The organism is Nannocystis pusilla (assembly GCF_026626665.1).
In the GTDB taxonomy this organism is placed as follows: domain Bacteria; phylum Myxococcota_A; class Polyangia; order Nannocystales; family Nannocystaceae; genus Nannocystis; species Nannocystis pusilla.
The window spans coordinates 11,565,229-11,590,276 of sequence record NZ_JAPNKE010000002.1 but is presented as its reverse complement, the minus strand read 5'-3'; the positions used below and the strand labels follow the sequence as shown (position 1 = coordinate 11,590,276).

The following is a 25,048-nucleotide window of genomic DNA, read 5'->3' as shown; positions in this document are numbered from 1 at the left end:
GATCTGCAACCATCCCTCGCACTACAGCGGCGACGGGCGATATGTCCCGAAGGACAGCGCGAAGTTCCTCCGCCTGCAGGAGCTGTGCGGCTCGATCGTCGCGGCGGGCGAGAAGACGCTCGTCTTCACCCAGTACCGCGAGCTGTGCGAGCCCTCGCCGGGCTGCTCGCGGCCGTCTTCGGGCGCCCCGGCCTCGTGCTTCACGGCGGCACGCCCGTCGGCAAGCGCGCCGGGCTCGTCGCCGAGTTTCAGCGCGACGACGGCCCGCCCTTCATGGTCCTCTCGCTCAAGGCCGGCGGCACCGGCCTCAACCTCACCGCGGCCGGTCACGTCATTCACTTCGACCGCTGGTGGAACCCCGCGGTCGAGAATCAGGCGACCGACCGCGCCTACCGGATCGGCCAGCACAAGAACGTCCTCGTCCACAAGTTCGTGTGCCGGGGACCTCGAGGAGAAGATCGACGCCATGCTCCGCGACAAGCAGGGCCTGCCGACGGCGTCCTCGCCGAGGACGGGGCTCGCCGCCTCACCGAGCTCGGCACCGACGAATTGCTGCGCGTCGTCTCTCTCGACCTCCGTACTGCCCTCGCCGAGGACTGATCGCCATGCCGCGCAAGAAGACCCGCCGCCGCCGCCGCCGGACCCCGCGCCCCGCCGTCTGGCATTACGATCCGCCCGACGAGCTCGAGGAATTGCTCGGCGCGCTCGACATCGAGGACGAGCTCGTCATGCTGCTGGACGACGCGCCCGGTCCGCGCGCCCACCCGCAGCAGCGGCCGGTGCGGATGGGGCGGGACGACCTCGTCCGCTCGCCGCTGTCCCAGTCCTGGGCCGCCCGGGCCACGGATTGCGGCGCCGGCGTCGCCCGCCTCGCGCGCGGGCTCGACTACCTCCTGTCCGGCGCCCTGCTCGACCTGCAAGTCAGCCGCGGTCGGCTCGCCGCGCTCGTGCAGGGCAGCCGGCGCTACCGCGTCGTGGTCGACGTGTTGCTCCCGCCGGCGGCGGACATGCGCGCTGCGCTCGAGCGGGTGCAGGGCGTCCGGGCTGCCGCGCCGCCCGGGACCGAGCCGCGGCTCGCCGTGCAGCAGGCGATCGTCGCCGGCGGCAGTCATCTGTTCCGAGCCCGTCGCAGCTCGGCCCCGAGTGCACCTGTCCCGACCGCGTCCCCTGCAAGCACGTCGTCGCCGCGGTGCTCGGCTTCGGCGTCCTGCTCTCGCGCGAGCCCGAGCTGCTGTTCACGTTGTGGGGCCATCCGGCCGCCGAGGTGCGCGCGGCCCCGGCGTTCGTGCTTCCGCCGCTCCCCGCCGATCGGCAGCCGCTCGTCGACGACCTCGGCGCTGTCTTCGGCATCGATCTGTTCGAGCTCGCCCCGCCCTGCGAGGACCTGATACCGGGCGAAGCGGCTGTGTCGCACGACGACTCGCCCGCCGTCGCGGCGCTCGAGCCGGTGCCTGCCGCACACGGATCCACCGCGCCCGCCTCGACTCCTGCGATCGCTCCGCCGTGCGAGCAGTCCGAGGTCGGCCGCGACCATCTCCGAATCCTCGGCATCTCGACGCGCACCATCGACGCCTGGCTGCGCGCCGGAGTGCTGCGCCCCACCGACCGCAAGGACATCTACGAGCGCACTCCCGCGGCGAACCGCAAGATCGCATCCTTCCTGGCCCGGTGACGCGCGCCACGGTGCGCCTGGCCGAGCCCGTGCGGCACGGTCTGGGCGTTCCCTCCGCGCCGATCCCGCGAACCGCCCCGGATTCAACTGGGCAGCCTCAATCTCCTGGAAGCCGAGCGTCGCCTCTGCGTGCTTGCGCTGGAGCGCGCCGGGTCCCTCGTCGGCGCCGCGGCTTTGCGTCTCCCGATCGTTCCAGAACCATCTCGTCGGCATGAACCCCAACCTCTGGGGCCGAGCGAGCAAAGAGCGTCTATCGAATACCTCGAGTTCGCGGGCCATGTCGGCTCTCCGCACTTGGACGCCGTCGCCTCCGCAGTCCGCGGGAAGACAGGGCAGTGCGGCAAGACAATTTCCGAGAGCCACGCCGCGGGCCCAAGCTCCAGCCGGCGGGAGCCACGCGGCCGCTTGTCGCCGCGCCGCCCCTCGGCCACGATAACCGCCGATGCTCCCGCCCGCGCCGCGTCGTCGTCCACGCCTCCGAGCCCGCGCGCTCGGCCGTCCTCGACGCCGTCTGGCGTGCAGGACATGTCCCATGGGAAATGTCTGATGGGACATACACGCCCGCGGACGCCATCGTCGTCCGCGTCGGCGCCGATCCCGGACCGGCCGACCTGCGCCTGCCCGACGACGCGAGCGCCGGCCCGACCGCCTACGTCGAGCTGCGCCTGCTCACGGCGCCCGAGGCCGACGAGCACGCCGCTGACGACGAAGAGGCCGCCGACGCGCGCCCCCTCCTCGACCTGCCCGCGCCGCCGGCCCTGCCCGCGCCGTACCTCGTCCACCCGTACTTCCAGTCGCGCGCCTTCACCGGCCGCGCCGCCGACCTCGCGGAGCTTGACGCCTGGCTGGCCCACGGGCGGCCCGCGCGGGTGCTCGTGGCGCTCGGCGGGGTCGGCAAGAGCGCGCTGGCGTGGGCGTGGACCCTGCGGCGGCTCGCCGACGCGCCGTGGGCCGGCTGCATGTGGTGGAGCTCTACGAGGGCGGCGCGACCTTCGACGGCATGCTCCGCCACCTCGCGGTCTACGCCGCCGGCGTGGCGCCCGCGGAGGCGATGCGCGCGGATCGGCGGACGCTCGAGCGGCAGGTCCTCGCGGCCTTGCACGCGCGGCCGTTCCTGCTGGTGCTCGACGGCCTGGAGCGCGCTCTGATCGCGTACCACCGCCTCGACGCGGCGCGCCTGCCCGACGAGGTCGCCGACGGGAAGCTCGACCTGCACGCCTGCACGGACCCGCGCGACGGGGCGTTCCTGCGGGCGCTGAGCCGGGCCGGCACGTCGCGGCTGCTGGCGACGACGCGGATCTTCCCGAGCGACCTGCGCGACGGCGACGGCCTGGCGGAGGGCGTCGAGCTGCGCGCCCTCGAAGGCCTGGACCCGGCCGAGATCCCGCGCTGCTGCGCGCGCTGAGGCTCGATCCGGCGGCCGCATGGGTCGCGCAGGCGACCCGGGCGATGGCCCCCCTCGGCCATCACGGCCTGTTGTGGCGCCTGATCGCCGGCTACATGCAGGACGAGGACGCCATGTTCGAGGACCTCGTCGACGACGACGATCTTTAAAAACCCGCGGAGATGCGCGCGGCGATCCTCGAGGCCGCCTTCGACGCCCTGCCGGCCCGCGCCGCGAGGTTGCTGTCGCGGCTCGCCGCGCTGCGCTCCACGGTCGAGCACGACACGGTGCTCGGCGTGGCCGGCCGCCTCCGCCTCGCCCTGCAACGCCCGCCCTGGCCGCCGCGCGCCCGTCTGCGCCAGCTCGAACAAAAGCTCGCCGACGAGCGAGACCCGGACCGCCGCCGCCGGTTGCAGGATCGCCGCGACGAGCTGCGGCGCACTGCGACGCGTGGGACGACTACCGCACGATCGCTGGCGCGTACGCGCGGCTGCCCAGCGTCCGCGCCCACTTCGCCGGCGTCCACGCCGATCTCGTGCCTGCTCGAGGCGCGCGGCTTCGCAATGGGACCGCAGCAGCCACCGCTACGACCTCCACCCGGTCGTCCGCGCCCACGCGTTCGAGAACCTCGCCGGCCGAGACCGCACCGCCGCGTTCGTGGCGATCCGCGATCACTTCGAACGGCTCCCGCCCGAGCCCGAGGCGCAGATCCACAGCGTCGCCGACCTCGGTCGCACCATCGAGATCTACAGCGCGCTCGTCGGCGCCGGCGACCTCGACGCCGCCTCGACGCTGTACCTCGATCGCCTGGCCCACCCGCTCTACGACCGCATCTCGGCGTTCCCGACGATCGTCGAGCTCCTGACCCCGCTGTTCCCCGACGGCCTGCACCGGCTCCCGCGCCTGTCCAGCTACCGGCACAAGAGCGCGCTGATCACCGACCTGGCGAACGCGCTCGCGCTGGTCGGCCGTGACCCCGAAGCCACGGTCCTCCGCGAGCTCAGCATCCGCCTCGACCTCACGCGCCGCCACCCCTGCAACGTGGTGATCAGCCTCCTCAACTGGGCGCTGTCCCTCGAGGACGACGGCCGCACTCACGCCGCGCTGCGGACCTTCGACCTCGCCCATCGCCTCGCCGTCGCCGCCGATCGCAAGCGGTCGGACGTGCCCGCGACCGCGCCATCCTGTCGATCGAACTCGGCCGGTGGGACGAGGCCGAGGCCGACCTCGCGGCGCTCGACGACGACGAGCTCGACGACCGCGACCGCGTCAAACTCGCCCGCTACCGCGTCAAACTCGCCTTCCACCGCGGCGAGGACCCCGAACCGGCGCTCGCCGCCGCATGGCGTGCCCTCGAGCGGGCCCCGAGCCCGTTCGACGCCGCCGAGCTGCACGAGCTCGCCGGTCGCATGACCATGGCCGCCGGCGCGTTCGCGGCGGCCGAGCCCCACCTGGCCGAGGCGCTGCAGCTGGCGCGACGGATGGGCTCCGACGGCGTGACGCGCCTCTCCGCCCGACTCGCGGCCTGCCTCGCCCGCCTCGATCGACCGCTCGAAGCCCGCCGGACCCTCGCCGACGCGCCCGGCGCGGCGCCCGAGGAGTGCGCGGGGCCTCTGGCCGCGGCCCACCTCGCGCTCGGCGAGCGCGACCTCGCCGGCCCGCTGGCGCTCGCGGCTTATCGTAAAGCCTGGGCCGACGGCCCGCCGTTCGCGTGGTTCGAGGAGCTGCGCGAGGCCACCCACCTGCTCGCCGAGCTCGGCCTACCGCCGCCCGAACTGCCCCTGTTCGATCCGGCCCGCTCGCCGCGGCTCGAATGTGAGGAGGAGATCGAGCGATGGATCTCCGAACTCGAGGCGGCACGCGACTCCGACGACTGATTCGGTCCCGACATACATGTCCCAAAGGACATCCGCACCGTCAGGACCCGCGGCGCGGAAGCCCGGCCAGGGCGATCGCAAACGACGCGCTGGCCACCGTGAACGTGACGATCGGCGGCAACGGCAGGAGCACTGCCGCGACCGCGAGGAACACCAGAGACGCGACCAGGCCGAGGGCGGCGGCGCCGCGGGTTTGCTCCGCGCTGCCCGCGACACGAGCGACCATCAGGAACAGGACGCCGACCAGCACGAGCGCCAGCCCCATCGCGACGCTGATGCCGTTCACCACGTCGAGGCTGGTGCGCCGGATACCGCCGATGGCGAACACGCTCTCGCGCATCGCCGCGTTCAGCCGCGCGGCCTCGGGGACGGCGAGGCCCGCGAGAGCAGGGCGTCGACGCTCAGGTGGCCGATGCCGGTGACGATCCAGCACCACGCTCCGACTCGATAGGCGACGGTCGGCGACATCAGGCGCTCCAATCTCGCGGGCTCGTGATCGTTCGGGTGAGCGTCGTGCGAATGCCCCGCATCGTGTCGATCGTACACGTACCCGAGCGATGGGAGAAGGCGTGAAGCGTTTGGTTCCGCCACGCGACGCCGGTGGCGGCTGCTGCTCGATCGCCGCCGGCGTGCGGGCTCTTCAGCGTGAAGGAGTCGGAGCCCGTCAAGGTCGATGACGAGGTAGCGCTGACTGGGAATACCCACGACCGAGGCGGCTCAGCGCAGGCGCGGGTGAAGTGGGCGAGCCGGTGTGGTCGCCCTTGCGGTGGAGCTCGCGGGCGTCGCTGTCGTGCTTGCGGGCGGCCCTCGGTCGTTCGCGCGGGTCGCTGGACGCCGCGCTGACCGACCGCGTCGTCGTGCTGGCCCGACGACTTCCTCCACCTCACCGGCCACGACCCGCTCACCGGCGCCGCCCGGAGGCCGCGCTCAGACGGCTCTCGCGTGCATGGTGCAAAGAGAAACCGGACGGCGCGCTCAAAAAGATCGCAAAACCCCGCGACGGCTCCCGTCTCCTTGTCGGCCTGGGCGATCGCGCTCGGCCCAGGGGAGGAGCGCGCATGCAAACAGGATCGTGACGTTGGCCATCGCTGCCGGAGGCGGGCTCGTCATCCATGCGGTGACATTCACGGCCAACTCCGTCTGCGGCGACGTACAGCCCACCGAGACACCACCACGCCGCGACGCCGAGAGGAACCGACGCCGGCGCGGACGAGGTGATGCGCGCCGAGACGGCCGCGATGGTGCGCATCATGACACTGCTTCAGGGCGGCCCACTCCCTGCGCGCACCCGTCGTTTCCGATGGCCCGGCGATCGTCGCCGGCAGAGTTCACGCGCGCGTGAACTGCAACGCTCGCGGGCACAGCGTCGTGCCCGCTTTGTCTGAAGGTCGAACACATGAACAAGATCATCGTCATTTTCGCATCTCTGTCACTCGGGCTCGGAGCGGGCTGCGCGGGCGGCCTGAAGCTGGACAGCAATTCGCTGTTCAAGAAGAAGGCGGACGAATCGTCGGCTGCCTCGCCGGAGGCCGAGGTCGCCGCGGCGGGCGCGTCGGACAAGCCCACCGCGACCCCGCCCGCCGACCCCGTCGCGGAGCGGCGCGCGTACTACCAGCCGCTGCTCGACGACGTCGACAAGCTGCTGCAGCAGTTGCCGGCGTGCTGTCAGAGCGAGGACTTTCTGCTGGAGCTCACGTCGCCGTACCCGAGCCACGAGTTCGTCAAGCAGTACAAGTCCGCCTGGTCGCACAAGTCGATGCGCAAGGCCGAAGACCTCGAGACGCCGGAGTGGAAGGCCGTCGAGGCGAAGTACGCGGAGCTCGACGAGGCGCTCGCCGCCGCGGTCCGCCTGCCGAAGGACGTCTACAAGGCCAAGGACGCGAAGCAGCTCAAGCGGATCTTCTCCGACTACGCCGCGAGCCACACCAAGCAGCCCGTCGTCGACGTCGTGCTGCTGTCCGACGATTGGGACCGCAAGTCGGGCAGCGAGTGGCACGGCGACCAGTTGGTCAACTACGATCAAGGGTTCATGCGCGGGTTCGTCGTCGTCAAGGGAGACTCGGGCAAGGGCAAGGTCTGGGACTTCACGCCGCGCAAGGATTTCCTGGACGGCGGGAAGGTCAAGTTCGACGTCTACGTGCCAGCCGAGGTGACGGACATCGCGCTCTCCTCCGTCGCCGCGAAGTAGGCGGAGCGCCGCGCGGCGCTCGCCTCGTTCTGCAGGGCGCGCTCGAGAGCGTCGCTCTGGCACGCCGCGGCCGCCTCGGCGTGGCCGAGGGCGGCCTCGCCGGGCTGCACGCGCCCCTCGGCCTGGCGCCGAATCGCGGTGCCCTGCGAGCACCTCGCGCTGGTGGAGCGCGCCCGCGTACCTCGTCGCCCGAGCGCCCCTCCGCGGTTCCCAGTGGGGTCCCGAGCACCCACCCAGGCCCGTCCCGTAGCTCGCCGCCTCCCCGCGCCGACACCCCGAGATATTTGAGCCGTGCCGGCGTCGCGCGGACACTTGACGCTGGGCACCTCCCATTGACCGCGCACGCACGACGCAGCGGCGTCGCCACGGGCACGCTGCTCTCCACGGCTCGCTTCCTCGAGGAGGACGAGGCCTTTCTGCACGCGCTGCAGAGCGGCCACCGTGGCGCCGCGGCGGCCTTCTTCGAGCGCCACGCCGATCACGTCGAGCGGGTGCTCGTGCGCGTGCTCGGGGTCGATGCGGAGATCCCCGACCTCGTGCAGGAGGTGTTCCTCCGCGCGCTGCGGGGCATCGGGGACTTCGCGGTGGACCCGACAAGCTGCGCGGATGGACGACCCGGATCGCCGTGTTCACGGCCCGTGGTTGCATTCGGCGTCGGCGGGCGCGCTGGTGGCTGCGATCGATCGCGCCGGAGGAGCTGCCGAGCCACAGGCCGACGACGCGTCGCCCGAGCTGGCCCACGCGGCCGCGGGGGCGCTGCGGCTCTTGCATCGGCTGCCCGTCGACGAACGCATCGCGTTCTCGCTGCGGTACCTCGAAGAGATGGAGCTGCGCGAGATCGCGGAGGCCTGCGACACCTCGCTCGCCACGATCAAGCGCCGACTCGTCCGCGCCCAGGATCGCATCCAGCGACTGGCGGCCCGCGACGCCACGTTGAGCGCGTGGCTGCAAGGAGGGGACGGATGACCGATCCAGAGACCCCACTCGAGCGGTTGGGCGTCGCCATGGCGCGGATGCAGGATCACGGGCGCGCGGCGCTGCCGAAGGCCAGGCTCGTCGACGTGCTGGCCGCCCTCGATGCACCGCGTCGCTCGAGCCGCCCCTTTTTGGCCGCGTTCGTGGCCACCGCGGCCGCGGTCGGTATCATCGCGCTGTTGTTGTTGCGCGGCCGCGAGGACGGATCCGCCGTGGTCGCGGGCGAGCCTGCGGCCGCTTCGGTGGCGATGATGGGCGCGTACGTCAACGCACCGGCCGACGAGGAGCTCGTGATCGAGTTCGCCAGCGGCGGCGAGCTTCGTCTGCATCCCGGGGGCGCACGCGTCGAGCGGGCCGATGCCGACGAGGCGCGTGTCGCCCTCGTGTCCGGCACGGCGACGGTCACCGTCCCCGTCGATCTCGCGACCCCCTGGCAGGTGAGCGCCGGGCCGTTCACCGTGAGCTGTGCGACGTCCACGTTCACGATCGCCTGGCGGCCGGAAGAAGCGAGCTTCGAGGTCCAGGTGAAGCAGGGTGGAATCACCGTGCTGGGTCCGATGGCGGGGGAGACCCATGCCCTCGAGATGGGGCAATCGTTGCGCATGGATCTGCACGACACCGCCGCCGTCCCGCCCTCCCAGCCCGCGCCGAGCCCTCCCGTGCCCACCGCCGTGCTCCCCACTGCATCCGAGGCTCCGCCGCCCGAGCTCGAACCGCCGCGGCGCACCCCTCGGTCGCCCAAGCCCGAGGCCGCGCGATCGATCGCACCGACGCCGCTGCCTCCCCCGAGGCCGCGGCCGAACCTTCATGGCAACAGCTCGCGCAGCTTGGCCGCTATCGCGACGCCCTCACCGAGGCCGAACGCATCGGCTTCGCCGACCTCGTGAGCACCTTGCCGGCCGCGGACCTCCTGCGGCTGGCCGACACGGCTCGCTTCGCGCGCAACTCGGGGCGAGCCCAGAAGGCGCTCACCGAACTGCGCCGGCGATTTCCCGACGCGCCCGAGGCCGGCACGGCCGGGTACATGCTCGGCCGCATCGCCTTCGATCTCGCAGCCGACTACGATCGCGCCGCGCACTGGTTCTCGACCTACCTCGACGAGCATCCCGAGGGCCCGCTCGCGAAGGAGGCGCTCGGGCGCCTGATGGAGTCGCAGGAGCGCGCGGGCCGGGCGAGCGAAGCGCAGGCGACCGCACGACGATATCTCGCGCGCCATCCCGAGGGTCCACACGCCGATCTCGCGCACCGGCTCGGTGCGCCTTGAGCCTGCCGGTGCCGCTCGCATTCGCCTCCTTCGCGCTCGTCGGATCGCTGCTGGGCACCGGGCCGGCGCCGGGCGGCGCGAGCGATCGCATCGCGGTGGTCGGTGATGCCGACGACGAGGCGATCGTCCGTCAGCTTCGCGCCGAGCTGTCCGCCCTCGGTTTCGAGGTGCTGGCCCCGGAGGCCCCCGCGGAGGACGACGACGAGCTCTGGGCCGACGACCTCGGAGCGGTCGCCGCGATCCGAGTGATCGAGCACGAGGCGCTCGAGATCCGCATCCCCGATCGTGTCGCCGGCAAGTCGGTGCGGCACCGCGTCGCGATTCCTCAGCCGCATACGGAGGAGGACGCTCGCATCGTGGCCATGCGTGCGATCGAGCTCTTGCGGGCCAGCCTGCGCGAGCCGCAAGAGGCGCCCGTGGTCAGCCCGCCTCCTCCCGAGCCCTCCCCGCCATCCCCGCCGTCGCCGACACGCCCCGCGGCCCCGCGCTTCTTCATCCATCTCGCTCCGGCGGTGGCCGGTAGCCCCGGCGGTCTCGGCCCATCGCTTCATGCCCTGCTCGGCCTGCGCTGGATGCCGCATCGACACCTGGGCCTCGCGCTCCAGGCCCTCGCACCGACTAGGGCACCGTGGCGAGCGGCCCCGAGGGCACCGCGCGGATCCACACCGCGCTCGTGCTCGTCGGGTTGCACGTGTCGTTCGTGTCCCCGAGCGCGCCTGGCAACCCGACGCAGGCGTCGGGATCGGCCCCGCCTTCCTGCGCATGCGAGGCTCGGCCGCGCCGGCGTACGGCGACGCGACCGACGTCGTGACGTCCGCCGCGTTCGCGGCCCGGCTCGGTCTGGCCGTCGCGCTGCACCCGCGCGTCCGTCTCCGCCTCGACGGCCACATCGGGGCGCTCGTGCCTCGACCGCTCGTGCGATTCGCCGGTCGCACGGTTGCAGACTGGGGGCGACCCCTTGGCATCGGCGCCCTGGGAGTCGAAATAGTGCTCCCGTGATCGCGTGATCGTTGAGCCGTGGTGAGCCGGTCGGGACACTTCACGGTCCGGAGGAGTTGACGTGCGTCCCACCATTCTTTTGCTGATCGGTTCCGCGCTGGCCTGCCAAGCTTCGAGCGCAGGTGATCCCATCATTACCGGCAACGGCTCCGCGACCGGAGACACGGACACGACGGAAGGTACGGGCGCGACCGGGCCTGACGACGGTGACACGAGCCCGACGGGGCCCGGGCCCGACGACGGCGGCACGAGCGTGGGCGGCACGGACGGCGAGCCGGTGGACTGCGAGGCCCTCGCCTGCGAGTCGTGGTGCGACGAGGGCACCTGGGGCGGACCTGTCCCCACGGCCGAGACCGACGTCGTCGTGCCCGACGGCAAGGTCGTCCTGCTCGACTGCGACGCCGAGGCGAAGACCTTGACCATCCAATCGGGCGGCGCCGTCAAGGCCTCGCGATCGACCTCGTCGGAGCTGACTGTGCACGGCAACGTGATCGTGGGGCCGGCTCGATCTCGGCACGGAGGACGACCGGCTTCCGGCCGACGTCGTGGCCGAGCTCGTGTTCGTCGGCATGCGCGACGACGACTACGTCGGCACGCCGAGCACGGTGTTCGGGGGCGAGGAATTCACGCCGCCCGTCGACACGCCGCTCGAGATCCTCGACACGGACGTGGGCCTGTGGGTGATGGGGCGCGGGGTGTTCTCCGCGGCCGGCGCCCTCAAGCAGTCCTGGTCGAAGCTGACCGACGGCGCCGCGCCGGGCGATCCGACCCTGTCGGTGGAGGATGCCACGGGATGGCAGCCCGGCGATCGCGTGCTGCTGACGCCGACGGCCGAGATCGCCGAGGCCGACTTCGCCGATCAGTTCGACGAGGCCACGATCGCGGCGGTGAACGGCGCCGAGGTGACCCTGGCGAGCGCGACCGCCTTCGAGCACGCGGGCTGCGCGGATTGTGTGCGCCGCGGCGAGGCGGCCAACCTCACGCGCAACGTCGTCGTGCGTTCGTTCGACGCCTCCGCCCACGCCCACGTGATCGTCGGGGAGGAGGGCGTCGCGCGCTGGACAGCGTCGAGCTGCGCTGGCTCGGACCGCTCCGCGACTGCACCGCTGCCGACGAGCCGGCCCGCCGGTCGCCGCTGCGGTTCCATCAGCAGGCGGACGCCTCGGCGACCTCGTTCGTGCGGCACACCGCGATCTGGGCCAGCGGTAAGGACGGCATCGCCATCGAGCACAGCAACGGCATCGAGGTGACCGACGTCGTCGTCTACGACACGCAGGAGACCGCCGTGGCGCGCACCTACGACAACAGCGCCTGCAGGCCTGCGCTGCACCGAGCGCGAGAAATTCGAGCCGCGCGACGACGACTTGACCCACGTGCTCGCCGCGCGGGTGGCCGTACCGAACCGCGCCGAGGGTTGTGCTGCGATCGGCGGGGCCATCGCGATGTTCGCCGGCGGCGGAGACACGCTGGACTGTGTCGTCACCGGCACTGCCTACAATTATGGCACGTTCGGCAATGTGGCCGCGTTCCACTGGTCGGAGACGGGCTCCGGCATGGATCCGGCCGACCGCTTCTGAAGGCGTCGTCGCGCACAACAATGCCGGCAACGGCATCTCGAACTGGCAAAACAACACGCAAAACGATACGCCCTACACCGCCAGCGCGTGGTCGAACGGAGCCTACGGCATCCTCCACGGGGCCTACGGCAACAGCATCTCGTACCAGGATCTCGTCGCGACCGACAATGCCGAGCTCGGGTTCGGCATCAAGGGCATCAACCAGGAAGACGTCCCCCGCATCGACGGCGCGACGATGGACAACGTCGGGGTCGTCGATTACACGTTCGTGCCCGAGTCGGCGCTCGTCCTCCGCGACGTGACCTTCACCGGCGAGCGCTCGCCCGCGTTCACGCAGATCCACGACGCGTGCAGCGGCGGCGACGAAACGGACCCGCAGGACGGCGAGTGCATCTTCGCCTGGCTGCTCATCGAGAACCCGGTGTTCCCGGCCGGCGTCGTCCCGTTCGACTTCGGCTGGCACCAGAACCAGAACACCGTGTGGAGGTGCGTGGATTCTCGCATCCCGACTATCCGGACTTGCCGGCGAACTTCGACCTGTATCGCGCAGACAACATGGTCGCGGGCGGCAGCTACCACGCGGACTTTGACGCCTGGCTGGTGCCGCAATGAGACACACGGTCTGGATGCTCGGATTGCCGTGGATCCTGGGCTGCGCTGCGGATCCGACGACGAGCTGCAGGCGCCGCTGGCCCTGCCGCTCGAGGTCCTCGGCCCGGCCGGTACGGAGCGGATCGCCGACGTGTGGCTCGACGAGACCCAGCTCGCGGCGGCCGACTCCGCCGCGCTCGTGCTCACCTTGCACAACGTCGTGCAGGCCGGGTCGGCGGAGTTGGTCGTCAACGCGGGCGAGGCCATCGACGTGAGCGAGCCGTTCGTGCATCCGGACGGGCGCGTGAGCACGGCCGAGATCGCGATCGATCCCGGGCTCCTCGTGCCGGGGGTGAACCACCTGGCCTTTCGCTACCCGCGTCAGGTCGTCGACGCGGGCGGCCGTGTCCGGGTATCGCGTCCTGCACGTGGCCCTCCGCATCGGCGACACCACCCACGTGCTCGGCGAGCCCGACCAGCCGCCCGAGACGTGGCGTCCACTCCGCGACGACGCGGCGTCCATCGAGCGGGGCCGCTCGTACTTCCAGGACGTCGCACGCGACGGCGGACCGACGTGTTCGCGTTGCCATGCGGACTCGGGCGCCGACCTCCAGTACTACGCGTTCTCCGATCGAAGCATCGTGGAACGCGCGATGTTCCACGAGTTTCGCGCGCCGAGGCCGAGGACCTCGCTAGCTACATTCGCAGCCTGCCCGTGCCCGCGAAAGGGCGACCGTATCGGCCCGCGTTCCAACCGGGCACCGACAACCATGGCGCCGCCGGAGCGGGGCTGGAGTCCATCCTGCCCGACGACGCCAGCTTCGGCGAGCACCTCTGGGGCGCCGCGAGCTTGCCCGCAGATCTACCCTGGGACTGGCCGGAGACCGTCGACACGTTCCTGCTGCCGACCTCGATCGCGGTCCCCACCTTCGTGCGCTGGCTGCCGCGAAGGATCGACGAACGCTGGTTCACCCGCCGGGACGGCGAGCTCGCCGTCGCCGAGGCCGCGCTGGCCGACGATCCTTCGCTCGAGCACGCGCAGGCCTTCATGACCGCGGCCATGGCCGTGGGTCGTGAGCTCCTCGTGGAGGAGGGCGACCATCTCGCGCGCATCGACTTGCTGCGCTACGCGGCGGTCAAGCTGTGGGACTGGTCGCGACGCAACGGCTTTGACGATCCCGATCACGGCATGCCGGACGGCAGCCCCGCGTTTCCGTACGAGGTCGGGTTCGCGTTCTTCGAGGCCGCCGATGCCCCGGGTGGGGTGCCCGCACCCATGGCGCAGACCCTGTCGTGGTGGTGGGCCCAGCTCGCAGCCAATCCCGGCGCGGCCTCTCGACCGGTCAGCGCCCGCTCGATTACGAGGACGTGCTGACGGCGGCCGAAGCCGGCGGCGCGGGGCCGAACGAGATCGCGTTCCTGCACCTGTACGGAAGCTGGGAGGAGTCGCGCGGTCCGGTGGCCGACAATGGGGCACCGAGCACGGCCCCGTGCGGCTGCTGGCGGTTCCGATGCGACGCCTCGACCCGGCCGGCCGCGCGACGATCCTGCGCCGCTTCTTCGCCAGGCAAGCCGAGTTCGTCGCCGGAGGCGGCGCGCTGACGCAGGCGCACCACATCGCCCTGTCGCAGGCATGGAATCAAGGCTGCGCCGAGCCTCGGGCGCGCAGCGCGATGCCCTGCGCGCCGCGGCCCCGGCCGAGATCCGGCCGGACTTGGCCGGCTGTCCCTGAGCCGGCGGCTCGAAGCCCCTTGAGCGGGCGTCTCGGAGGTCCTGAAGCACTGCACCGAGTAGCCCGTGAATGACGCGCACCGCATTCGCATCGATTCGCGCGTCGACGCCAGATCGACCGCCAGCTTCAGGCGCCCGCGCTATCGTTTGGTGAAAATCGGGCACCACAGTGATCCCGTCGACGTGCCTACCGCACGGAATGCTCCCTGTCTACGATGAAGACCAGCCAATCGCTGCCAGTCGCCCGACTGGCTCGGTCCGCCCAGGCGGGCCGTTCTCATGGAGGTTTTCATCATGTTTGCAGTAGATAACACCGCGCGCCAAGGTAGCCAGCAGTTCAACGAACTGGTTCCGTCCCGCTACGCGCTGCAGGTCGGCGAGATCGACGTGCTGATCGTCAGCGACGGCGTGCTGCCGCTGCCCACCGCGACCATGGCCACCAACGTCGATCCGGCCGACCTGTCGGCCTGGCTCGACCGCATGTACATGCCGCAGGACGCGTTCGACTGGCCGCTGAACGTGATGGTGGCGCGCAGCGGCGAGCAGATCATCCTGGTCGACGCGGGCCTGGGCGGCCAGTACGCTGGCTTTCCCCGCGCCGGCCAATTCCCGCAGCGTCTGAAGGCGGCCGGTATCGACCTGGCGGCCGTCACCGACATCATCATCACCCACATGCACATGGACCACGTCGGCGGTCTGCTGGTGGACGACGTGAAGCAGCGCCTCAATCCCGACGTGCGCATCCACGTGGCTGCCGCCGAAGTGGAGTTCTGGGGCACGCCGGACTTCTCGCAAACGTCCATGCCGACGCCGGTGCCGAACGTGCTGCGCGCTACCGCCACGCGCTTTCTGGAAGCGTACCGCGACCGCCTGCGCATTTTCCACGACCGCTACGAGGTGGCGCCAGGCGTCGTGGTTCGCCTCACCGGCGGCCACACCCCTGGCCACAGCGTCGTGGACCTGGCGTCGGGCGGCGAGCGCCTGACCTTCGCCGGCGACGCCATGTTCCTGGTCGCGTTCGACCACCCGGACTGGCACAACGGATTCGAGCACGACCCGGAGGAGTCGGCGCGCGTGCGCATCGGCTTGTTCCGCGAACTCGCCAGGACGGGCGGCCTGCTGGTGGCGTCGCACTTGCCGTTCCCCTCCGTCGGCCGCGTGGCGATTGAAGGTGAAGCCTTCCGCTGGGTACCGGTCATCTGGGATTTCTGATCTCGCCACGGCAGGCGGAGTGAGGATTAGCGGGCCGCTGAAGAAGGGGCCGGGGCGGCCCGCCCCGGCGAAAGGCCCGCCCCGGCGACCGGCCAGGTGTGGCAACGCGACCCGCGGTTCACATCGAGGCCGGAAGAAGCGGCCCATGCCGGCTTCCCTCGTGGTAGACCGTGCGCAGGAGGCCGGAGGGGCGACCTTGATGTTCCGCGTGATGATGCTCGTCGGGTTCTGCGGCTGCGCGTCGATACCCGCGGACGCTCGCCGGGGCGGTGCATGTCCCGAGCTCGCGGTCGAGGTCGACCGCGTGATGCCGACCCGGCGCGTGGGAGCGGAGGCCCGGAGCCAGAGCACCCGGATGTGGGTCGACGCGCGCGACGTTCCCCACGTGACGTGGAGCAGTCAGTGGTGGCGGTTCACGACAATGGGGCGGTCGCATCGCGAGCTCCACCACGCCTGGCTCGCGGGACGACGGTGGATCGTCGAGCACGATCCCGTACCGTCCGACTGGCCGGCAAACCCGGATATCTTCGCCCACGACGGCTCACGCTGGTATGTGCAATCCACCGATGTGGATTCGTCGCCCGTGCCACGGTCGCTCGTGACGCGATTGTGGGTCGGCCCACCGTGGCGAGTGATCCATACGATCCGCGAGGGCGAGTTCGTGCTGACGCAGCGGCAGGACCGCGACGGTGCATGGCTCGTGACCACCATGGAGAGCACACCAGCTCTCCGGGGGCGAGGCGCCGATCCGCCGCTACCGCTTCACCGCGGGGCAGCTCGCCGAGGTCGTCGACCTCGATGAGGCACCGGCACCTGACGAGGTCGGCTCGACGAGGCCGACGCCCGATGTACAGTGGCCCGCGGAGGTCTCGCGCGCCCCTCCTATGACTCGTTCGCGGTGGCGACCCGCGATGGCCGAACCGTCATCGCGGGTGTCGGTTGGCGGCCCCGCGGGCCGGCGACCCAGCAAGAACACCCACACGGCGAGCCCTATGTCCACTATCCGAATCCGCGTCGAGGGCGGGGGACGCTGATGGTGTGGGTGCTCGAGGGGTCGCAGGCCGAGCCGAGGGTCGTCCACTCGGTTCGCCTGCGCCGTCACCTCCGCCCGCAGGTCGAGCTCGGTCCCGGCGGCGCGATCCATGTGCTGCTCGTCGACACCTACGTCTCCGACTTCGCGCCGAATCGCTATGTGAAGCTACGCTGCCGTTCGCTAGGCTCGTGACGGGCGAGCATAACGCCCGCCTTTCCCCCGGCAGGATGGGCCAGGCGGCTGCCTCGGCGAGGCCCAGGGCGACGCGCTTCAGCCCTTCAGCGGGTCGATCCCGAGCAGCCTTCGCACGTCCCAGACCACCTCGGAGACCGCGGCGTCCGAGTGGGTCGGAAACGACACCTCCCGGATCCGCTGCGGTCCCTTGCCGTAGCCCTCGCCGTGTCCGGAGTGGTGGATCCTGACGTTGCCGACGGTCTGAACGGTGTGAATCACCGCCCGCTGCTCACGAATGCCCTCGTAGCCGAGCGCCTTGGTGCGACGTGTCCAATCGGCGAAAGCCACCTCGGGGGCGGCCTCGAAATCGGGGAGCTCGTCTCGACCGAGGCGCGGCCGGTTCGTCTGCCACTTCGGTGCCTCGTCCTGCCACGGGGAGTCGCCGTGGATGGGGTGATGCATGATCAATACCGCGTTGAGGTCCACGCCCCCTTCGATCCGCCCACCATGGCAACGCAGCGGCGTGGTCCCCGCGCGCAAGAGCACCCCCTCGAAGGCGCTCGCCAGGTCGGGGAGCCCGAGCCAATAGCGAAGATCGGGAAGCCACAGGCCGGTCTGGGCGCGCAACCAGAGCTCGGCCAGCTCACGCGCGTGCGTGGGCGCGAACGCCTTCACTCGGCCAAGCGTGTCCGAGCAGGTCATTCGAAGCGCGAGCTCCCGCGCATCCCCCAGGTCGGGCACGAGCGGAGGTGGGGTGCGTCCTCCTTCCGCGACGAAGAAGAACGCGCCCGACGAGTGGATCATGGGCAGCTTGCTCGCCGCGGCCCTCGCTCCTCCGCGTCTTGGCCGAAGCACGCGGCCGCGGTGCTCCACCGCAACCACCCCTTGTCGCGGCCAAAGAGGCGAACGAGCTGCGCGAGGCGGTCGGGCCCGCTCAGCAGGGCGCTCGGCGGAGCGCCCCTCTCGCCCGCGATGCGCTGGCTCGCTTCGCGGAGACCGGCGCGCGCGCGCTCGTCGTCCTCGACGGACAGTCGACGCTCGATGAGGTGCAGGTGCCCAGGCCGCATCATCTGCGCGGCCGCGATCCGGTGATCCGCGTCCGTCGCCTCGATGTGGCGCTCCAACACCGCGTCGTTGAGGGTGGCGTACTCGTTGCCAGGAATGCCGAGCTCGGACGCGAACGCCCGCCCCCCGGCCCCGACGCGCTCCGCCGCCAAGAAGATGCACGCGTCTTGGTACTCGTCCGACGTGAGCGGCCACGTCTCGCGAGCCGGTTTCTCAGCACGATGCGCAGGAAGCGGTCCGCGGGGGCCGTCTGGGGAGCATCCGAGCGATCTCGTCGGCGCTCGCGATCCCGAGGGCGTGGTCGATGGCGGACTCCGAGCATTCTTGGGCGGCGCGCCGGAGGTCTTCGATGGTGAGCGACATCGCGGGAGCATACGATCTATCCTCGCAGCTCTTCGTCGGCCGATCGCGTCGCCGCGCCCCTGTCGATCGTCACCACCCGCGCTGCCACGCGCGATCGCTCACCAAGTGGGCGAGCTCCCTATCGAACCCGCAGGGCCTCGTCGTGCCGTCCTGGCGACGGCACGGGCTCGTGGAGGGAGCTGATGGAATCACGAGGTCCGATTGTTCGTCAGCAATGACACAATCCGTGCCGCCGAGGTGCCGAGCCCGCGAGGGCCCGCGAGGTGCTCCGGCGACGAGATCCCTGGCGCTCGGGCTCCTTGAAGCGACCCGTGTGCCGACACCAGTGGAGGGTGCCGCTCATCATCTTCTGGAGCTGTTCGACGTACCACTCGAGCCCCTCGCGAGCGCGTGCCGAGAGCCCGAGGTCGTCGGAGAGCGCCGGCAACTCGGTGGCGACGACGTGCTCGAACTGCTGCGCCCGGGCGGTCATCAGGTCATTCACCACCCGGACGGCCTGGTCCTTCCCACAGTCGAGGAACCGCTCCACGACCAGCACGAAGTTGTGGAGCTCGCCCTCGATTTCCATCTCTCCTGGTAGGAGTAGAGGTCGTTGAGCAGGCCGACGTAATCCGAATACGCGTTCTCCAGCGAGCGCATCGGTCGGGCGCAGAGGACCTCGGGGGGATCGCAGCGCCCTGCTGCCCGAGCCGGCAGAAGACCGTCGTGAGCTCGGCGCCGCACGTCCACCTGCGCATCTCGACATAATCGATCGGATCCGGGATCCGGTGCTGGATCCGGTTCTGGAGCCGCCATAGCCAGCTCTCCACGGTGCCCTCGATCACCTTGCGGAGCTTTCGCCGATCGTCCACGGAGAGCGACGCGGCCGTACGCTGCCAGAGGTCCGCGAGGCCGAGCTCGAACGACGTGGTCGGGGGTGGGGTGGCGCCGAGCTCGATCGGCATGAACGAAGACAGCCGTTTGACGAACACCTTGGCGCCCGCCATGTCGCGGGTGCTCCCGTAGACCACCGGGAAGTAATCGTCGCCGTACGTCCCCCAGGTGATCCAGCCCGCGCTCAGATCGAGAGCTTCGGCCGAGGCGTCCGGGGAGCACCTCGCCGAGAAGTAGGCGATATCGAAGGCCTCGAGCTCACGCTCGGTCCAGCCGTTGTGGCCGACGACGTGGGGCACGGGCCCGGTGAAGCCGATGCGGCGCGCCCATTCCTTGAGGCGCTGCCTGGCACCGTCGAGGTGGGGGTTCGTCCCCGTGGAGAAGGGCATGTAGAAATCGGGCAGAGTCGTCGGGCCGACGCGCTGGTAGGGGACGTGGAGAAATTCTTCCACCTCTTGAGCCCGAGGGCGCCGGAGGAGGCGAGGCGCGCGGCCGAGGTCCCGAGGCCCGTCGGGCCCTTGGGGAGGAGCAAGCTGCTCGATGCGCCCTTGTTCATGTAGCGGCTGGAGCGCATGTGCCACTCGTGGCCGCCGGACTGCCAGTCCTGGAGCCCTCGGAGATAGGTGAGGACATGCGCGCGCTCGACCGGGTCGAGGGCGTGCTCTTCAAAGAGGGAGGGCGCTGGTGCATGCGGTGTTCTCGAACTGCTGGAGGCGGAGGTGAGCAGATCGTTGACGAGATCGGCGGCGCGCGGGGTATCGACGTCGAGGAAGCGCTCCATCACGAGGATCGCGTTGGAGAGCTCGCCCTCCTCCTGGATCTCACGCTGGTAAGAGAAGATGTCATTACGCAGGTGGACGGCGTCGGAGAAGGCGTCCTTGAGCACGCGCATGGGGCGAGGCGCGATGGTCGGGGACCTCGACGAAGACGGCGTGCTCGACGAGATCGGCGGACCAGGGGGCACCGCCGACCTTTCGTCGCATCTCGATGTATTCGATGGGGTTGGCGACGCGCTGCCCGCTGATGTTGGACAGCTCCCACGTGGACTCGTCGAGGAGGTTCTTGGTGCTCGAAGAAGCGCCGGCGCCAGGCGACGGATTTGGAAGGGACCGTGCGGTACCAGAGGTCGGCGAGGCCACGTTCGACGGGTTGGTCGGCTCGGGCGGGGTGGCGTCGAGGTCGACCGGCATGAACAAGGGGAGCCGGTCGAGGTATTTCTTGGCGCCGGCCTGATCCTGGGGGCGCTTGTAGGTCTCGAGGAAGTGGTCGTCGAAATAGAAGACCCAGACGTACCAATCGGTGATGAGGTCGAGCTCGGGGCCGGGCGCCTCGGGGTGGGTGTAGGCGCAGAGCAACGCGTAGTCCATCGCGTCGAGCTTCGCCTCGCTCCAGATGTCGGGATCGGCCTCGCCGGGCGGCGGATCCAAGATCCCCACCTTCCGCGCCCATGCCTTCGTGTGGGCTCGGGCGCCCTCGAGGTTGGGGTTCAAGCGCGCGGGCCAGGGACGTAGAAATCCGGCAATTCAAAGGGCTGCTTGCCTTCCGCTTCCGCCACGATCACACCTCGCGGGCTCCATAGCAGCCGCCATCACGTCCCGTCAACACAGGCACCCGCGCGCGTTTGAGCCTCTTGAAGCAGGAATTCGGAGCGGGGTGGGTGGCGCTCTTCCGGCCTTCTTGTCCGCGGCACGCAGGCGGCGATCACATGAACGCGGATCGATGACCGGCGCCGCGATCACACATGCGGGATCCCGCGCGCGGAGCGCGCTTGGGCGGTCTCGAAGGGCGCGCGCTCGCGCTTCAAGGACGAGCGAGAGGCGCTCAGCTCGTGACCCACGAGGCGGCGGCCGCCTGTCCTCTTGGACATCTCACACGCTCGCGTGCCGTCGCTCGAGCTTGCCGTTCGGACTAGGGATAGCCGGGTGAGATCCGGACATGCGTCATGGCGCACTATGATCATAGGTTCTCGCTGCCGATCGCGCAGCGATAGGCGCATAGGCTGCGCGAGGTTCGCCCCCGCGAGAGGCGCGATCCTCGGCGTCCTCCGGCGGGTCTGCATCTGTGCGGCGAATCGCGCGACGAGAACGTGTCTCGCCGCCTTGCGGCGGCATACTCTGGTAAAAGCACCGTTCAAGCGCGGACTTCGCATGTTCGTCCGTCCGGTTGCTCACTTCGCCCCCTCAGGTGCTCATGCCCTTCCCAGCGCGGGTCATCCGCTATCTCGTCTCGATCCTCGTCTGGACGCTCGGGTTTGCGTGGATGACGGGCGTCATCCTCTTCCTCGTCGGATTTGCGCTCGTGCGCGGCGGTGGCCTCAGCTCAACCGCAGAGCGGCGCAGTTGATGTCGCACGTCACTCGCCTCGCGTACCCGCGCTTTCGCGTGGTCTACGACCCCGGGTTCGACCCGACCCGCCCGAGCGTGTTCTGTCAGAACCACGTCAATTCTCATGGACGCTCACGTGGCTTGCCGGGTCATCCCCGGGCCGTTCTGCGGGTTGATGCTGGCCTCGCACTTCAAGATCCCCGCCTATGGCTGGATCATGCGGATCACCAGCGGGATCCCCGTGCCCTCCGAGGCGGGCGGACGCACGGCCGCGCTGATGGCCGCCGCCCGCGACCGCATGGCGCGCGGGATCTCGATCCTGGTGTTTCCCGAGGCCCACCGCACCCTTGACGGTCACGTCCAGCGGTTCAAGCAGGGCGTCTTCTTCATGGCCCGCGATGCCGGCGCGCCGGTGGTCCCGATCGCCGTCCACGGCGCCTACCAGGTCAACCACAAGGGCACCTGGTTGTTCTCACGCGGGCCCGTGAGCGTGTGGGTCGGGCCGCAGGTCGAGACCGCGGGTCTCGACGACGAGGCACTGGCGGTCGTGATCGAGGAGATGCGCGCGGACATCCACGCGTTCGTCGAGACCGGCTTCCCCGGGAGCGTCCTGCGAGCACGTGAGCCCGCGCGATTTCAGGCCCTGGTCGCGAACAGCTCGCGCTGAAGAGCCGATCAGCGACGCCCGCGCTCACATCAGCGCGCTCACCCTCGACCCCCGCACGCGCTTGCGAGCGGCTCGCCACGTATCTGTCCCAGCGCCAGACGGCCAGACGGACACACGCGCACGTCACGCCGCTCATGCCCGACCCCGATCAGTTCGGTGAAGAGTGCGAGGTCCTCGTCGAGGGCCACCTCGGCCCCGATACCTAGTGACATCGGCCTCTACTGCCACGACGTCGACGCGGACACCGGCAAGGGCACCTGCACCCCGCTCTGCACCGGCAGCCTGGTCGCCCCGACCTGCGACGCCGGCCTCACCTGCTTCGACGTCCTCGCCATCCCGCTGTGCGTCGCGGAGTGCGACCCGCTGCTGCTGGGTTGCCCGGCCGGGCAGGCCTGCAACTACAGGACCTACGCCTTCGGCTGCTGGCCCATCATGGACGAACCCAAGCAGGAGTTGGAGGTCTGCGAGGACCTGAACCAGTGCGAGCCCGGGTCGATGTGCCTCGGCTCCGAGTACGCGGCCGCGTGCGACCCCAGCGAGATCGGCTGCTGCGCCGCCTATTGCGACCTCGACGACCCCGGCGTCTGCCCGAGCGTCGGTGAAATTTGCCGCCCGTTCTTCCTCCCGGGCGACGCCCCGCCCGAGTACCAGGACGTGGGCGTCTGCGCGCTGCCCGAGTGACGCTTGCGACCGCCGGTCCCGCGCCGCAATCACGACACCTGCCGAGCGCGGGCTCACACTGCCAATCCCTCGACTCGCTAGCCCGCGCACGAGCACCAAATCATGGCATGACCTCATAGACATTACCCTAAGAACATATCCTTACGGCCATGCCGTAGTGCGCCGCCGGCTCGCCGCGCCCACGCACGGCGGGCCGGTCCGCTCGACTTCTGCGACTCGCAGTCGCCGACGGCCGGCACATCGGGCATCCTTCCGTCCGAATGGCTCGCCCCGCAGCCTGCTCTGCTCGCCGCCTGCTCGGCCTCACCGGCGGCCCCGCGCGCGCGGCCGCCGTGGTGCTGGTCCACGCCGAGAGCCTCGCGCGTCCGCGCTGGCCGCTCGCCGAGATGCGCGTCCGCGACGAGCTGCGCGCGCTCGGCATGACCGTCGCCGAGGCGCGCACGCGCAGCACCGACGACGGCGCGATGGCGGCCCTGCTCGCCGAGCACGCCGCCCTCGCCGCCGTCCAGACCTCCCGCACCAGCGATCGCGGCGAAGTCACGTGCGCAGCAAACGACGTTCTTCACGGTTCACGGCGGCGATTCCAGCTCGCTTCGCCCGCCGGCCGGTCGACGCGGATGTGAGACGCCGCGGCGGCGTCGCCGGTCAGAAGCGCCAACCGAGGAACACACGCGCCTTGAAGGTCCACAGCGGCGCGCGGACGTCCACGTCGAAGCTCGGCTCGGCGCCGAGGATCAGCCGGTGCCCCGGTCCGAGCACCCCCTGGATGCCGGCGCCGATCGACGCCATGAAATCCACGTTCGCCTCGCTGCCGTCGCGCGACGAGCCGTACTCACCGTTGATGTTCCAGCGCTCCACCATGACGTCGAGCCCGATGCGCGCGAGCCCGTAGCCGAACACCCGTTCGCCGCTGGCGCCGACGCGGACCTCGGGCCGACCCGGAGGAAGTGCATCCCCGTGGTGTACACGACCGAGCGGAACGACGGTGGTTCGGCCCACACGAGGTGCTCGAAGAACCCGCCCACCTGCGCTGCGAAGCGTTTGCCGCGGACAAAGTGGTGCCCGCCGGCGACGCCCCAGGCATACATTCGCATCTCGGGCGCGTCGAGGGCCAGCGCGAGGACCCCGGACTGACGTGCAAGTAGTTGCTGGGCGCCCGGAACCCCTGGGCCGGATCGACCACTCTGGGGATGGGCCGCGCCTGCCAGCGGATCGGGCGCGAACTCCGGGGTCGGCGTGGTCGAGAACGTCAGCAGCCAGGCGATACACACGAGCGAGGGCGGCACCAGCGTACTGGTCAGCAAGCGTCGTGCCACTGAAGTTATTGGCTCTTTCCGGCGACGAGATCGCGTGGCGACCGACGCGGATGTCATACGTGACGCGGCGCGCAGCCCCGGTCTCGCTCGAGCGTCCGCGCGCAGACTGTTGCGCGTCGCCGCCGCACCTCACCCACCCGCATCACGGTCCCTCCGCGGAGGGCGAGACCGACCGGTTCCACTTTCCAGACCGAGGCGTCGGTTCGAAACTGCCCGGATCGCTGCTACCTTCGACAGTCACGCATGGCGAGCAAGGCGCGACTCGTCGCTTCCTGGGCCTCTCTTTGGCCCCGCTTCGTCGTGATGCTGGCGCCCTGCGCAGGTGCTCCGCTCGCATGTACCAGCATGCGTGACGACGATATCGCCACCACCGCGACGGGTGACGATGTCGAGGTTCCACCGGAGTGTGCGGGAGCCGCGCTCGTGGTCGGTGATGTCCTCTTCGAGGGTGAAGCCGGAGACGCCGGTGGGAAGCTTTTGTGCGACCCATGGAGATCATGTCTACGTCGGCGGCTCCTTCACCGTCGAACGCACTTCGGCCGCAGCGCTCGACCTCGCTTGCCTCTGCGGAGTTTCGGACGGGATCTTCATCATCGGTAACGCGGCTCTGACGAACCTCCTGGGCTGTCGAACTCCGCCATGTCGGCGGACGCTCGATCTCCTGGCCAATGATACGTTGACGGATCTGTCCGGACTCACCGGATTGACCTCCGTGGAGGTATACTCAATATTGAGGCCAACCCGTCGCTCGGCAGCCTCGCGGGGCTCGAAGGGGTGGATTCGGTGGACGGTGACCTCATGATCTGGAATAGCCCCGCGCTGGTGGATCTGGCCGGCCTGAAGGGGGTCACGTCGGTCGGCGGTTCGCTCTACATCGTCCGGAACGATGCGCTGCAGAGCCTGGCGGGGCTGAGTGGCATCTCCTCGGTCGTCTCGGATCTCTATATTGAAGACAATCCGTCTCTGACATCTCTCGGGCCTCGAAGGTCTCGTCACGATCGGCGGCGACGTGACGCTCGCGGATAACCACGCGCTGACGAGCATCGCGTCCTCGGCGGTCTGGCGTCGCTCGGCGGTGACCC

General features: G+C 70.4%; 29 protein-coding genes and 2 pseudogenes. 21 read left to right on the top strand and 10 right to left on the bottom strand.

The features are described 5' to 3' along the window. Positions 1–21 precede the first annotated feature (21 nt). Positions 22–204, bottom strand: a complete 183-nt coding sequence (locus OV079_RS51285; RefSeq protein ID WP_267777899.1) for a hypothetical protein — start codon at positions 202–204, stop codon at positions 22–24. Between OV079_RS51285 and OV079_RS51280 the strand changes: the two genes are divergently transcribed. The 7 genes and pseudogenes from OV079_RS51280 (at position 196) to OV079_RS51250 (ending at position 4,933) form a co-directional block, all read left to right on the top strand. Continuing rightward, positions 196–600: a helicase-related protein gene (locus OV079_RS51280; RefSeq protein WP_267777898.1), complete on the top strand. Its 405-nt coding sequence runs from the start codon at positions 196–198 to the stop codon at positions 598–600. The genes OV079_RS51285 and OV079_RS51280 overlap by 9 nt on opposite strands. 247 nt (positions 601–847) lie before the next feature. Then, positions 848–1,171 (top strand): annotated as a pseudogene (locus OV079_RS60120) (hypothetical protein); the annotation flags it as partial. 276 nt (positions 1,172–1,447) lie between these two features. Continuing rightward, complete coding sequence (locus tag OV079_RS51270) at positions 1,448–1,672, top strand: hypothetical protein (RefSeq protein ID WP_267777895.1); 225 nt, start codon at positions 1,448–1,450, stop codon at positions 1,670–1,672. A gap of 539 nt (positions 1,673–2,211) precedes the next feature. Further along, positions 2,212–2,820, top strand: a complete 609-nt coding sequence (locus OV079_RS51265) for a hypothetical protein (protein ID WP_267777894.1) — start codon at positions 2,212–2,214, stop codon at positions 2,818–2,820. Next, positions 2,769–3,077 carry a hypothetical protein gene (locus tag OV079_RS51260; RefSeq protein ID WP_267777893.1) on the top strand — a complete coding sequence of 103 codons (309 nt, stop codon included), beginning with the start codon at positions 2,769–2,771 and terminating at the stop codon, positions 3,075–3,077. The genes OV079_RS51265 and OV079_RS51260 overlap by 52 nt, the downstream gene beginning before the upstream one ends. 636 nt (positions 3,078–3,713) lie before the next feature. Further along, a complete protein-coding gene (locus tag OV079_RS51255; protein WP_267777891.1) occupies positions 3,714–4,469 on the top strand; it encodes a hypothetical protein in 756 nt (251 codons plus the stop codon). Further along, a complete protein-coding gene (locus OV079_RS51250) occupies positions 4,466–4,933 on the top strand; it encodes a hypothetical protein (protein WP_267777890.1) in 468 nt (155 codons plus the stop codon). The genes OV079_RS51255 and OV079_RS51250 overlap by 4 nt, the downstream gene beginning before the upstream one ends. Positions 4,934–4,973: 40 nt before the next feature. Here the strand turns inward: OV079_RS51250 and OV079_RS51245 are convergent, their stop codons facing one another. Next, positions 4,974–5,273 (bottom strand): LIC_13387 family protein, encoded by a 300-nt coding sequence (locus tag OV079_RS51245; RefSeq protein WP_267777889.1) that lies wholly within the window; start codon positions 5,271–5,273, stop codon positions 4,974–4,976. 1,056 nt (positions 5,274–6,329) lie between these two features. Between OV079_RS51245 and OV079_RS51240 the strand changes: the two genes are divergently transcribed. The 5 genes and pseudogenes from OV079_RS51240 to OV079_RS51225 all read left to right on the top strand — a co-directional run bounded on the left by OV079_RS51240 (position 6,330) and on the right by OV079_RS51225 (position 9,360). Continuing rightward, positions 6,330–7,121, top strand: a complete 792-nt coding sequence (locus OV079_RS51240; protein ID WP_267777887.1) for a hypothetical protein — start codon at positions 6,330–6,332, stop codon at positions 7,119–7,121. A gap of 80 nt (positions 7,122–7,201) precedes the next feature. Further along, positions 7,202–7,693, top strand: a pseudogene (locus OV079_RS60115) (RNA polymerase sigma factor); the annotation flags it as partial. Between the two features lie 70 nt (positions 7,694–7,763). After that, a complete protein-coding gene (locus tag OV079_RS51235; RefSeq protein WP_267777886.1) occupies positions 7,764–8,087 on the top strand; it encodes a sigma factor-like helix-turn-helix DNA-binding protein in 324 nt (107 codons plus the stop codon). Continuing rightward, positions 8,084–8,983, top strand: a complete 900-nt coding sequence (locus tag OV079_RS51230) for a FecR domain-containing protein (protein ID WP_267777885.1) — start codon at positions 8,084–8,086, stop codon at positions 8,981–8,983. The genes OV079_RS51235 and OV079_RS51230 overlap by 4 nt, the downstream gene beginning before the upstream one ends. Next, the gene (locus OV079_RS51225) at positions 8,980–9,360 is read left to right on the top strand and encodes a tetratricopeptide repeat protein (RefSeq protein ID WP_267777883.1); all 381 of its coding nucleotides are present in this window, start codon (positions 8,980–8,982) and stop codon (positions 9,358–9,360) included. Before OV079_RS51230 ends, OV079_RS51225 begins: the two co-directional genes overlap by 4 nt. 618 nt (positions 9,361–9,978) lie before the next feature. On the opposite strand, the gene OV079_RS51220 is transcribed toward OV079_RS51225, so the two are convergent. Beyond that, positions 9,979–10,248: a hypothetical protein gene (locus OV079_RS51220; RefSeq protein WP_267777881.1), complete on the bottom strand. Its 270-nt coding sequence runs from the start codon at positions 10,246–10,248 to the stop codon at positions 9,979–9,981. A 656-nt stretch (positions 10,249–10,904) separates the two neighbouring features. Between OV079_RS51220 and OV079_RS51215 the strand changes: the two genes are divergently transcribed. From OV079_RS51215 to OV079_RS51195, 5 genes are all read left to right on the top strand, one after another. Further along, complete coding sequence (locus OV079_RS51215) at positions 10,905–11,609, top strand: hypothetical protein (RefSeq protein ID WP_267777879.1); 705 nt, start codon at positions 10,905–10,907, stop codon at positions 11,607–11,609. Positions 11,610–11,723: 114 nt separating this feature from the next. After that, complete coding sequence (locus OV079_RS51210) at positions 11,724–11,936, top strand: hypothetical protein (protein WP_267777877.1); 213 nt, start codon at positions 11,724–11,726, stop codon at positions 11,934–11,936. Continuing rightward, the gene (locus OV079_RS51205; protein ID WP_267777875.1) at positions 11,833–13,902 is read left to right on the top strand and encodes a hypothetical protein; all 2,070 of its coding nucleotides are present in this window, start codon (positions 11,833–11,835) and stop codon (positions 13,900–13,902) included. Before OV079_RS51210 ends, OV079_RS51205 begins: the two co-directional genes overlap by 104 nt. A 650-nt stretch (positions 13,903–14,552) precedes the next feature. After that, the gene (locus OV079_RS51200; protein WP_267777874.1) at positions 14,553–15,470 is read left to right on the top strand and encodes an MBL fold metallo-hydrolase; all 918 of its coding nucleotides are present in this window, start codon (positions 14,553–14,555) and stop codon (positions 15,468–15,470) included. 898 nt (positions 15,471–16,368) lie between these two features. Next, on the top strand, positions 16,369–16,695 hold the full coding sequence (locus OV079_RS51195) for a hypothetical protein (protein WP_267777873.1): 327 nt from the start codon (positions 16,369–16,371) through the stop codon (positions 16,693–16,695). A gap of 78 nt (positions 16,696–16,773) precedes the next feature. Here the strand turns inward: OV079_RS51195 and OV079_RS51190 are convergent, their stop codons facing one another. From OV079_RS51190 to OV079_RS51165, 6 genes are all read right to left on the bottom strand, one after another. Next, positions 16,774–17,481: a hypothetical protein gene (locus OV079_RS51190; protein WP_267777872.1), complete on the bottom strand. Its 708-nt coding sequence runs from the start codon at positions 17,479–17,481 to the stop codon at positions 16,774–16,776. Then, positions 17,478–17,894 (bottom strand): hypothetical protein, encoded by a 417-nt coding sequence (locus OV079_RS51185; RefSeq protein ID WP_267777871.1) that lies wholly within the window; start codon positions 17,892–17,894, stop codon positions 17,478–17,480. The genes OV079_RS51190 and OV079_RS51185 overlap by 4 nt, the downstream gene beginning before the upstream one ends. Positions 17,895–18,313: 419 nt before the next feature. After that, entirely contained in the window at positions 18,314–18,673 is a 360-nt protein-coding gene (locus OV079_RS51180) for a hypothetical protein (RefSeq protein WP_267778908.1), read from the bottom strand. Then, entirely contained in the window at positions 18,582–19,115 is a 534-nt protein-coding gene (locus OV079_RS60110; RefSeq protein ID WP_267777870.1) for a terpene synthase family protein, read from the bottom strand. Before OV079_RS60110 ends, OV079_RS51180 begins: the two co-directional genes overlap by 92 nt. A 47-nt stretch (positions 19,116–19,162) precedes the next feature. Beyond that, a complete protein-coding gene (locus OV079_RS60105; protein WP_267777868.1) occupies positions 19,163–19,870 on the bottom strand; it encodes a terpene synthase family protein in 708 nt (235 codons plus the stop codon). Then, entirely contained in the window at positions 19,824–20,405 is a 582-nt protein-coding gene (locus OV079_RS51165) for a terpene synthase family protein (protein WP_267777866.1), read from the bottom strand. The genes OV079_RS60105 and OV079_RS51165 overlap by 47 nt, the downstream gene beginning before the upstream one ends. A gap of 763 nt (positions 20,406–21,168) precedes the next feature. On the opposite strand from OV079_RS51165, the gene OV079_RS51160 reads away from it, so the two are divergent. The 4 genes from OV079_RS51160 to OV079_RS51145 all read left to right on the top strand — a co-directional run bounded on the left by OV079_RS51160 (position 21,169) and on the right by OV079_RS51145 (position 23,273). Then, positions 21,169–21,321 (top strand): hypothetical protein, encoded by a 153-nt coding sequence (locus OV079_RS51160; protein ID WP_267777865.1) that lies wholly within the window; start codon positions 21,169–21,171, stop codon positions 21,319–21,321. Between the two features lie 117 nt (positions 21,322–21,438). Continuing rightward, positions 21,439–21,969 (top strand): lysophospholipid acyltransferase family protein, encoded by a 531-nt coding sequence (locus OV079_RS51155; RefSeq protein ID WP_267777864.1) that lies wholly within the window; start codon positions 21,439–21,441, stop codon positions 21,967–21,969. A 156-nt stretch (positions 21,970–22,125) separates the two neighbouring features. Then, entirely contained in the window at positions 22,126–22,650 is a 525-nt protein-coding gene (locus OV079_RS51150) for a hypothetical protein (protein WP_267777863.1), read from the top strand. Positions 22,651–22,910: 260 nt separating this feature from the next. After that, positions 22,911–23,273, top strand: a complete 363-nt coding sequence (locus OV079_RS51145) for a hypothetical protein (RefSeq protein ID WP_267777862.1) — start codon at positions 22,911–22,913, stop codon at positions 23,271–23,273. Between the two features lie 22 nt (positions 23,274–23,295). Here OV079_RS51145 and OV079_RS51140 read toward each other — a convergent pair whose 3' ends face one another. Then, positions 23,296–23,550 carry a hypothetical protein gene (locus tag OV079_RS51140; RefSeq protein ID WP_267777860.1) on the bottom strand — a complete coding sequence of 85 codons (255 nt, stop codon included), beginning with the start codon at positions 23,548–23,550 and terminating at the stop codon, positions 23,296–23,298. Between the last annotated feature and the right edge of the window lie 1,498 nt (positions 23,551–25,048).